Below are 9,414 nucleotides of genomic sequence, written 5' to 3' on the forward strand. Positions count from 1 at the left end.
GATGATAATCTACTTTTTCTATATTGTCAATATATTCTTCTATATTTAGTTCTAATTCATCATCAAGCTTATATCCATCTTTATTAAAGAATTTTATTCCATTGTATTCTACTGGATTATGTGATGCAGATATAACTACTCCACAATCAGCATTGTACTTTTTAGTTAAATAAGCAACTCCTGGTGTTGGTATTACTCCAACTGTTATAACATCACATCCAACAGACATAAGACCTGCTGTTAATGCGGCTTCTAACATATCTCCAGATACTCTAGTATCTTTTCCAACAACTACCTTAACTTTTTCTTTTCCTTGAGCTAGTACATATCCACCTGCTCTTCCAAGCTTATAAGCTAAGTCGCATGTTAATTCCGTATTAGCAATTCCTCTTACTCCATCAGTTCCGAAATATTTTCTCATGAAGAAATCTCCTTCCATTATGAAAAGCATATCAAATTATAATATATTATTATGTGCATATAAATGTGCTTAATTCTCTATTTTTAGTCATAAAATCATTTTAATACGTATACGATAAAAAGACAATAGAAATAATTCTATTGTCTTTTTTTTTGTTATTATTTGTTTTATTTTACTGCGTTTGAGCCTTTTTGTAAAGCCTCTTTATTTAATGGAACAAATTTCTCCTTACTAGGACCAAAAACTTTTTTAAATGCTTCTAATACTGAATCCGTCTCTACTGTTTGATTTGCTTCTAAATATGCTCCTAACATTACCATATTTGCAACCTTTGGATTACCTAATTCTATCGCTAAATCATTTGCTGGAATATAGTAAACTTCAACATCATCTCTTTCTACTTTTCTTTCTATTAATGAACTATTTACTAGTATTTTTCCACCTGCTACTACTTCACTTTCAAATTTATCAAGTGATGGTGAATTCATTACTATTGCGCAAGTTGCATCACTTGCTATAAGAGGTGATCCAACTGGTTTATCAGATACAGTTACGGCACAGTTTGCTGTACCTCCACGCATTTCTGGTCCATATGAAGGTAACCAAGAAACCTCTTTTCCTTCTAGCATTCCTGCATAAGTAAGCAACTGACCCATTGACATAACACCTTGCCCACCAAAGCCTGCACATATTACTCTTTCTGTAGACATGCTATTTCACCTCCTGAGTTAAATCAACATCTTTTATATTTCCTAATGGATAATACGGAATCATGTTATTTCTTAACCATTTTAGTGAATCATTCGGAGTTAATCCCCAGTTTGTTGGACATGTAGATAATACCTCTACTATTCCAAATCCAAGTCCTGCTTGTTGTACTTCAAATGCTTTTTTTATAGCCTTCTTAGCTTTTCTAACATTAACAGGTGTATCTACTGAAACTCTTTCTACAAATACAGCACCTGGTAGTGTTGATAACATTTCACTCATTCTTATTGGGAAACCTTGCTTATCTATCTCTCTACCATATGGAGCTGTAGTAGCTTTTTGGCCAACTAAAGTAGTTGGAGCCATTTGCCCACCAGTCATTCCGTATATAGCATTATTTACAAATATAGTAGTAAACTTTTCTCCTCTAGCTGCAGCATGAACTATTTCAGCTGTACCTATAGAAGCTAAATCTCCATCCCCTTGATATGTAAATACTGTTTTATCTGGGTGAACTCTTTTTATACCAGTAGCTGCTGCAGGAGCTCTACCATGAGATGCCTCTTGCATGTCACAATTGAAATATTTATAAGATAAAACTGAACATCCAACAGGAGCTACTCCTATAGAATCTCCTATTACATCTAATTCTTCTAAAACTTCTCCTACTAATCTATGGATTATACCATGTGTACACCCTGGACAATAATGAGTTTGAACATCTGTTAATCCTTCAGTTTTTTTGAATACAACAGCCATTATTTAACACCCCCTGTAGCTAATTCTTCTTCTAATATTAAAATCGCCTTATCTGCTATTTCATTTGGAGTTGGTGCCATCCCTCCAGCTCTTCCATAAAAATGAACTGGTAATTTACCTTCAATTGCTAGTTTTACATCTTCTACCATTTGACCCATACTCATTTCAACTGTTAATAAAGTTTTAGCTTCTGGTATATTTCCAAAAGCTTCAAATGGGAATGGCCATAATGTTTTAGGCCTTATAAGTCCTGCTTTTACACCTTGCTCTCTTAATATATCTATTGAATTTTTAACTATTCTTGATGTTGTACCATAAGCTACAAATACTAACTCTGCATCCTCAGTTTTGTACATTTCACATTGAACTTCATTTTTTTCTATTTCTTTATATTTTTTATCTAATTTTATACAATGTTGTTCTAGTATTTCTGGTTCTAAATATAGAGAGTTTACTACATTAGGTTTTCTCTTGCCTTTAGTTCCTGTTGTTGCCCAATCTTTTGGTTGTAACTCTCTTTTTTTCATCTCTTTAAATTCTACAGGTTCCATCATCTGGCCTATCATACCATCTGCAGCAACCATAACTGGAGTTCTATAGAAATCTGCAACATCAAAAGCTTCTATTATCATATCAACCGCTTCTTGTACAGTAGCAGGTGCATATACAGGTGTTCTGTAATCTCCATTACCTCCACCTCTTGTTGACATAAAGTAGTCAGCTTGAGATGGCTGTATACTACCAAGTCCCGGTCCACCTCTCATTACATTTAGTACTACACATGGTAATTCTGCTCCTGCTGCATAAGTTATCCCTTCTTGTTTTAAAGCTATACCTGGTGAAGATGAAGAAGTCATAACTCTTGCACCTGCTCCTGCTGCTCCATAAACCATATTTATTGCAGCAACTTCAGATTCTGCTTGAACAAATACTCCCCCAATTTTAGGTAATTCTTTTGACATATATTCCGGAACTTCATTTTGTGGTGTTATTGGATATCCAAAAAAGTATTTACATCCAGCTTCTATAGCTGCTTTTCCAAATGCTTCGTTACCCTTCATAAGTATTTTAGCCATTAAAAACCCCCCTTTATATTTTAATTAAAATCTTTCTACTGTAATAACCTCATCTGGGCACATAGTTGCACAGTTTGTACATCCTATGCATTTCTCCAAATCAATAACTGTCGCAGGGTTATATCCTTTTTTATTAATTTTCATATTATCCATCGCAACAATTTTTAATGGACATGCTTCTACACATAACCCGCAACCCTTGCAACGGTCTTGATTAAAAGATACTGTTCCTTTAGCCATTAAAATCCCCCCTTAAATCTTTCTTATATTTGAGCTCAAATTACATCCAGTCTTCCCTCATATAAAGCTTAATCGGAAAAATCTCTCCATTTAAATCTTTAGGTAACTTATCTACTAAATTTTCCATACATGTAACATATTTTATAGGTATATTAGTAGCATTAGACACTTCCTCTACTAATTTTTGACCTCTTAAAATATCATCAATAGTAGTGGACCTTATTAAATGTGTATTATTTATTAGTCCTGTCACCTTTAACTTAGAAGTTCTTTCTATAGCATTTATATGATGAATAACTTGGTCATAAGTTTGAGTTTGCTCTCTATTTGCATTTACTACACAAAACATATCATATTCTTTTTCTTTTATTTCATTACTAAATCTTCCTAATAATCTAGCTCCAACGTCATCTCCTCCTATATCCATAACATAATCATAGGATTCATCATTTATAGGTGTCATAACTTGAGCTGAAACTGCTGGTAAATCTAGCGTTGGTGCATTGATTGAGCTATCTATAGCTAATATATCTAAAGACTGTAATAAGTCCTTTTTTTCCCTTGTTCTGAAGTAGACATTTACTACATCTAAGTCGGATAAAGCTATTTTTCCAGATATATGTGTTCTTAGTTTGGTAACATAATTCATTACAAATTCACTTTTCCCACTTCCATAATGTCCTGTTATTATCCTTATTCTATTATCCTCAGTTATCATAAATATCCCCTATCAAGTCTTAATTTTAGTTTTAAATATAACCTAGCTCGCAAAGATATTCTTTGGGACTTTCTTCATTGTTTAAAACTCTAAGTCCACCTTGAGCTAAAGCTATCATCTCATCTTCTCCCGGATAAACTCTTACTTGCGATATAAATTCAACATTTTCTTTTATAAGATTTGTAAATTTATTTGAGTAAGCAATACCTCCTGTTAATAATATGCCATCAACATCTCCTTTAAGAACTGCAGCACAAGCACCTACTTCTTTACTTATTTGATATGCCATTGCTTCATATATTAATTTAGCTTCTTCATCAATATATTCTATTCTTTGTTCTACATCTCTAACATCATTAGTGTTTAAGTATCCTACTAGTCCACCATTTCCTTTTATCTTCTTTTTAATATCATTTTGACTATACTTCCCGCTAAAACACATCTTAACTAAATCACCTACAGGTAATCCTCCACTTCTTTCTGGTGAGAATGGACCTTCTCCATCTAATGCATTTGCAACGTCAATAACTTTTCCTTTTTCATGAGCTCCTACAGATATTCCTCCACCCATATGAACTACTATAAAATTACACTCACTATATTCCTTTCCTAGCTCCTTAGAAGCTCTTCTAGCAGTTGCTTTTTGATTTAATGCATGGAATATACTCTTTCTCTGTATTTCAGGAATTCCTGATACTCTTGCTATGTCATTCATTTCATCAACAACAACTGGATCTACTATATATGATGGTATATTAACTGAATCTCCTATTTCTTTAGCTATAATTCCACCTAGATTTGATGCATGTTCTCCCAATACCCCTAACTTCAAATCATCTATCATAGATTCATTTACAGCATAAGTCCCACCTTGTATAGGTCTTAAAAGCCCTCCTCTACCCACTACAGCGTCTAATTCATTTATACTAACTCCACCTTCTATTAAAGCTTCTTCTATTACATTTTTACGAAATTGAAATTGATCTGATATTTTTTCATACTTACTAATTTCTTCTGATGAATGTCTCAAAGTTTTTTCGAATACTAGATCCTCATTATCAAACACCGCAATTTTAGTTGATGTTGATCCAGGATTTATTGTTAATATTTTGAATAAGTTATTCATGTATATCCCCCTATATTCTTAATTCCCAGCTGACATTAAAACACCTAAAGCTATTGAGTTTAATTTTGTTTCTTCATTATCTGCTCTAGAAGTTAATATTATTGGAGCTTTGGCACCAACTATAACTCCTGCATTTTTTGATTTTGAGAAAAATACTAAAGACTTATATAATATATTTCCTGCTTCTATATCTGGAGCTAATAATATATCTGCATTTCCAGCTACAGGGTGATTTATTCCTTTATGATTAGCTGCTTCTATTGACACAGCATTATCTAAAGCAAAAGGACCTCCTACTATACAATCTTTTATTTCTCCCCTTTCACACATTTCTTGTAATTCTTTTGCATCAATTGTATCTTGCATTTTAGAATTTACTTTTTCTTTTGCGCATAATACTGCTACTTTTGGATTTTTTATATCTAACGAATGAGCTACTTTACATGAATTTTCTATGATTTGCCTTTTTATATTTACGTCTGGTGCTAAGTTCATAGCTGCATCAGTTATAAAAAATAACTTATCGTATTCTTCTATATCAAATACTGCTACGTGACTTAATACATTACCTGTTCTTAATCCAACCTTTTTATTTAAAACGGCTTTTAGTATTATAGATGTGTCTACTAAACCTTTCATAACCATGTCCGCTTTATTTTGAGATACTAATTCAACGGCTTTAAGAGATGCTTGTTCTAAATCTTTTATATCTATTAATTGGTAATTACTTATATTTATATCTAACCTCTTAGCTATTTCTTTTGTTTTTTCTATATCCCCTATCAAAATAGCATCTATTATTCTTTCCTTTCTTGCCATCTCAACTGCTATTAATACTTCTTTGTCTTGGCAACAAGCTACTGCAACAATCTTTGGACCTCTTTCTTTTGCAAATTTAATTACATCTTCAAAGCTTCTCAATTATTACACCTCATTTTTAATACATATTAAATACAGTTTTTTTAATAAATATATGCTAAATTTAACTAAATTATATGTATTTATTCTAAATATCGTTTTCCTGATGTCCGATTTTAAAACACATATACAAAATACATCTACTTTTATAGTATATTGAAAATAAATAAGATGCAACAAAAACTATATTAGTAGTTTTAACTAATAGTTTTAATTGCATCTTATCTAGTCAAATTTTATTAATTTTTACATTTTTTTATTCAACAATAGTTAAGTTCGGTTCAATTGTTATGTGTTTCGCATCATATTTAGTTTCATATTTTATAGAATATAATCCCTCTTCATTAGGTAATTCATTAAAATTTATATATAAAACTATATCTGACTTAGTTGGAGCTGATAAATTATCTCCATGTTCTACACTTACCTTTATATTTTCTGGAATTTTAACCTTATTCATATCTATAGTATCACTTAAATTTCTTAATTCAACGTCTTCTTTTGTGTATGTAAGGTTACTACTTATATACTTAACAGCATCTAATTTTATAGTTATAAACTTAGATTCTGCTGATATCCCCTCTGGTATCTCTAAATATATATCTTTAGATATATCCCCTGTTATAGATGACAAGTCTACAGGCTTTGTACTAATAGTATTTATGTTATCTACTATATCTTTTTTACCTTTGATAGTTATAGTCTCTTGACTTAATGTATAATTTTTTAAATTATCCTCTGCCTGACTATTACCACTAAATTTTACACTTATAGGAACTGTTTTTTGTTTTAAAAACTTTACGTTTACAGTTACGTTAGAAAAGTCTAAATGTACTCCTTCTACTTTTTTACCGTTTTCATCAACAGGAACTAAGCTTAATTCTTTCTTAAAGTCATTAGTTTCATCTCCTACATTAAGTGTAGCTACAACCTTTTGAACTTTTTTTACTAATACTCTTGGACCTGAAACCTTTACATTATCCTTGTCCATAGCAACTGGTTCTATATTATTTTTTGCTCTACCTTCTAAATTTACTTCTATAGCTCTTTTTTCTTTTACTACCTTTTCTAAATTTACTACCAACACTCCACTTTTAAACTCATGTGTAACTTTTCCCGGAACACTTGCTTTTAAATAGATTTGATTAGTACCTTCCCCAGTACTATTACTTCCTTCAACCTTATTTATTTGACCGTAAATATGTATATCATTTCTACTTAACTTTTGAATACTTGAAAGCTTACCTGTTATAGCTATATCTGCAGTCAAATCTACCTCAGGATAAATAACTAAATCTTTATCTGCAAGCTGATTCATATTATTTATCTGTACTGGTATATCTTCAAAAACTTTTGTTTCTTCTGGATCTACAACTGCCATAACATACATCCATAGCACAACTGCACTTAATAACGATATTAACTTTATTCTAGTATTATGTTTTAATTGATCTATCATCTGAATATCCCGCCTTTGAAAAAGCTTTTTTCATCCGTAATAGTTTTCAGATTACTTCTTAATATATTAGTCATCCTATCCTTCGATATATTCCTATATAGCTTTCCTGCTTTAGCTATAGATACATCTCCTGTTTCTTCTGAAACAACCAATGATATACAATCTGAAACTTCACTAACACCTACTGCTGCTCTATGCCTAGTACCCAAATCTTTGCTCAAATCTTTACTTTCTGTTAGTGGTAAAAAACATGCAGCTGCTTTAACTTGCGATCCTCTAATAACTACTGCTCCATCATGAAGCGGTGTATTAGGAATAAATATATTTATTAATAACTGTCTTGATACTTCACCGTCTATACTAGTTCCCGTATTTATTATTTCTCCTATTTTAGTTTGTCTTTCCATAATAATAAGGGCCCCTATTTTTTGTCTTGATAATGAATATAGCGCTTCTACTATTTCTTCTATTGTTTTATTAAGAGTTTCTTCTGGTGTATTTGTACCATTTTTTCCAAATATATTAAACTTTGCCCTACCTATGTGTTCAAGGCCTGCTCTAAGTTCTGGTTGGAATATTATAAGTGCAGCAATAACTCCAAAATCTAATGCATTAACTAATATCCAATATAATGTATGTAATTTAAAAGTATCACTAAGCTGTGTGGCTACTAATAACAATAGTATACCTTTAAAGACTTGTTCTGCCCTTGTATCTTTTATAAACATAAATATTTTATAAAATAAATACGCTACTATTAATATATCCACTATATCATTTATGGTCAAATTAAAAATTGTATCAAAGAAACTTCTCAAAAAAGAATTTATATCCACAGTTAATTCCTCCTGTCTGATAAGTTCTTAATCATTTACACTATGTATTATACTATATTACTCTAACTATATACAAATTATTTAAAGTATAGTAAATAATTATAAAATTTATTTAAATAAATTTATATAAAAAAAAAGTTTCACATTTGTGAAACTTTCTATTGGTGAGCGCACAGGGATTCGAACCCCGGACACACGCCTTAGAAGGGCGTTGCTCTATCCAGCTGAGCTATGCACCCATATTTTATATGGAGCGGGAAACGAGATTCGAACTCGCGACTTCAACCTTGGCAAGGTTGCGCTCTACCACTGAACTATTCCCGCATATTTAGTTTGTATTACATATATAATTTATAGTGGCGGGAATAACAGGACTCGAACCTGTGACCCATTGATTAACAGTCAATTGCTCTACCAACTGAGCCATATTCCCGCATATTAAATTAATTTGGCGACCTGGAAGGGACTCGAACCCTCGACCTCCAGCGTGACAGGCTGGCATTCTAACCAGCTGAACTACCAGGCCATAAATGGTGGGACTAACAGGGCTCGAACCTGTGACCCCCTGCTTGTAAGGCAGGTGCTCTCCCAGCTGAGCTATAGTCCCATAAGTTTAATCTGGAGCGGGTGAAGGGGATCGAACCCTCACAGCCGGCTTGGAAGGCCGGAACTCTACCATTGAGCTACACCCGCATATTTAATTGGTGACCCATAGGGGAATCGAACCCCTGTTACCGCCGTGAAAGGGCGGTGTCTTGACCGCTTGACCAATGGGCCATAAACTGGTTGCGGAGGCAGGACTCGAACCTACGACCTTCGGGTTATGAGCCCGACGAGCTGCCAACTGCTCCACTCCGCGATATTAATATAAATGGTGCCGAAGACCGGAATCGAACCGGTACGAGAGGTAAGTCCCGCAGGATTTTAAGTCCTGTGCGTCTGCCAGTTCCGCCACTTCGGCACATTAACGTGGCTATGTCTTACTCTCCCAGGCAGTTGCCCACCAAGTACCATCAGCGCTAAAGAGCTTAACTTCTGTGTTCGGAATGGGAACAGGTGTATCCTCCTTGCTATTATAACCACATTAATGTATTCATTTAAGTCAAACAAACATTAAAATTAATATTTGTTAATAGAGTTAATACTCTGAAAA

The 9,414-nt window shown here is 33.0% G+C and carries 9 protein-coding genes, 9 tRNA genes, 1 rRNA gene and 1 pseudogene; all 20 read right to left on the reverse strand.

All coding sequences use genetic code 11. The annotated features are described in order from the left end of the window. Nucleotides 1–421 (reverse strand): annotated as a pseudogene (locus JWF52_RS00610) (phosphoglucosamine mutase); the annotation flags it as partial. 167 nt (nucleotides 422–588) lie between these two features. Then, nucleotides 589–1,131, reverse strand: a complete 543-nt coding sequence (locus JWF52_RS00615; protein WP_208331440.1) for a 2-oxoacid:ferredoxin oxidoreductase subunit gamma family protein — start codon at nucleotides 1,129–1,131, stop codon at nucleotides 589–591. 1 nt (nucleotide 1,132) lies between these two features. After that, on the reverse strand, nucleotides 1,133–1,888 hold the full coding sequence (locus JWF52_RS00620; RefSeq protein WP_208331441.1) for a thiamine pyrophosphate-dependent enzyme: 756 nt from the start codon (nucleotides 1,886–1,888) through the stop codon (nucleotides 1,133–1,135). After that, a complete protein-coding gene (locus tag JWF52_RS00625; RefSeq protein WP_208331442.1) occupies nucleotides 1,888–2,964 on the reverse strand; it encodes a 3-methyl-2-oxobutanoate dehydrogenase subunit VorB in 1,077 nt (358 codons plus the stop codon). Before JWF52_RS00625 ends, JWF52_RS00620 begins: the two co-directional genes overlap by 1 nt. 24 nt (nucleotides 2,965–2,988) lie before the next feature. After that, entirely contained in the window at nucleotides 2,989–3,204 is a 216-nt protein-coding gene (locus tag JWF52_RS00630) for a 4Fe-4S binding protein (RefSeq protein ID WP_208331443.1), read from the reverse strand. 40 nt (nucleotides 3,205–3,244) lie between these two features. Further along, nucleotides 3,245–3,922 carry an ATP-binding protein gene (locus JWF52_RS00635; protein WP_208331444.1) on the reverse strand — a complete coding sequence of 226 codons (678 nt, stop codon included), beginning with the start codon at nucleotides 3,920–3,922 and terminating at the stop codon, nucleotides 3,245–3,247. Nucleotides 3,923–3,953: 31 nt separating this feature from the next. After that, entirely contained in the window at nucleotides 3,954–5,048 is a 1,095-nt protein-coding gene (gene buk / locus JWF52_RS00640) for a butyrate kinase (RefSeq protein ID WP_208331445.1), read from the reverse strand. A gap of 18 nt (nucleotides 5,049–5,066) precedes the next feature. Next, complete coding sequence (gene ptb, locus JWF52_RS00645; RefSeq protein WP_208331446.1) at nucleotides 5,067–5,969, reverse strand: phosphate butyryltransferase; 903 nt, start codon at nucleotides 5,967–5,969, stop codon at nucleotides 5,067–5,069. 253 nt (nucleotides 5,970–6,222) lie between these two features. Then, nucleotides 6,223–7,425 carry a CdaR family protein gene (locus JWF52_RS00650; protein ID WP_208331447.1) on the reverse strand — a complete coding sequence of 401 codons (1,203 nt, stop codon included), beginning with the start codon at nucleotides 7,423–7,425 and terminating at the stop codon, nucleotides 6,223–6,225. Next, nucleotides 7,422–8,261, reverse strand: coding sequence for a diadenylate cyclase CdaA (gene cdaA / locus JWF52_RS00655; RefSeq protein WP_353654846.1), 840 nt, complete (start codon nucleotides 8,259–8,261; stop codon nucleotides 7,422–7,424). The genes JWF52_RS00650 and cdaA overlap by 4 nt, the downstream gene beginning before the upstream one ends. 162 nt (nucleotides 8,262–8,423) lie before the next feature. Continuing rightward, nucleotides 8,424–8,500, reverse strand: a tRNA-Arg gene (locus tag JWF52_RS00660). A gap of 10 nt (nucleotides 8,501–8,510) precedes the next feature. Then, nucleotides 8,511–8,585: transfer RNA gene (locus tag JWF52_RS00665), tRNA-Gly, on the reverse strand. 33 nt (nucleotides 8,586–8,618) lie between these two features. Next, nucleotides 8,619–8,694: transfer RNA gene (locus tag JWF52_RS00670), tRNA-Asn, on the reverse strand. A gap of 16 nt (nucleotides 8,695–8,710) precedes the next feature. Further along, nucleotides 8,711–8,787, reverse strand: a tRNA-Asp gene (locus tag JWF52_RS00675). Between the two features lie 5 nt (nucleotides 8,788–8,792). Then, nucleotides 8,793–8,868: transfer RNA gene (locus JWF52_RS00680), tRNA-Val, on the reverse strand. Nucleotides 8,869–8,880: 12 nt separating this feature from the next. Continuing rightward, a tRNA-Gly gene (locus tag JWF52_RS00685) sits at nucleotides 8,881–8,954 on the reverse strand. Between the two features lie 9 nt (nucleotides 8,955–8,963). Then, nucleotides 8,964–9,038: transfer RNA gene (locus JWF52_RS00690), tRNA-Glu, on the reverse strand. A gap of 6 nt (nucleotides 9,039–9,044) precedes the next feature. Next, nucleotides 9,045–9,120, reverse strand: a tRNA-Met gene (locus tag JWF52_RS00695). 13 nt (nucleotides 9,121–9,133) lie between these two features. Continuing rightward, nucleotides 9,134–9,222: transfer RNA gene (locus JWF52_RS00700), tRNA-Leu, on the reverse strand. Between the two features lie 6 nt (nucleotides 9,223–9,228). Further along, a 5S ribosomal RNA gene (gene rrf / locus JWF52_RS00705) occupies nucleotides 9,229–9,345 on the reverse strand. Between the last annotated feature and the right edge of the window lie 69 nt (nucleotides 9,346–9,414).

This window comes from Clostridium sp. CCUG 7971 (genome assembly GCF_017590215.1).
GTDB lineage: Bacteria > Bacillota > Clostridia > Peptostreptococcales > Peptostreptococcaceae > Faecalimicrobium.

Bases quoted from the DNA above. Each gene is read 5' to 3' on its own strand.
- JWF52_RS00630 (WP_208331443.1), bottom strand. From the start codon at position 3,204: ATGGCTAAAGGAACAGTATCTTTTAATCAAGACCGTTGCAAGGGTTGC.
- buk (WP_208331445.1), bottom strand. From the start codon at position 5,048: ATGAATAACTTATTCAAAATATTAACAATAAATCCTGGATCAACATCA.
- JWF52_RS00615 (WP_208331440.1), bottom strand. From the start codon at position 1,131: ATGTCTACAGAAAGAGTAATATGTGCAGGCTTTGGTGGGCAAGGTGTT.
- JWF52_RS00625 (WP_208331442.1), bottom strand. From the start codon at position 2,964: ATGGCTAAAATACTTATGAAGGGTAACGAAGCATTTGGAAAAGCAGCT.
- JWF52_RS00650 (WP_208331447.1), bottom strand. From the start codon at position 7,425: ATGATAGATCAATTAAAACATAATACTAGAATAAAGTTAATATCGTTA.
- JWF52_RS00635 (WP_208331444.1), bottom strand. From the start codon at position 3,922: ATGATAACTGAGGATAATAGAATAAGGATAATAACAGGACATTATGGA.
- JWF52_RS00620 (WP_208331441.1), bottom strand. From the start codon at position 1,888: ATGGCTGTTGTATTCAAAAAAACTGAAGGATTAACAGATGTTCAAACT.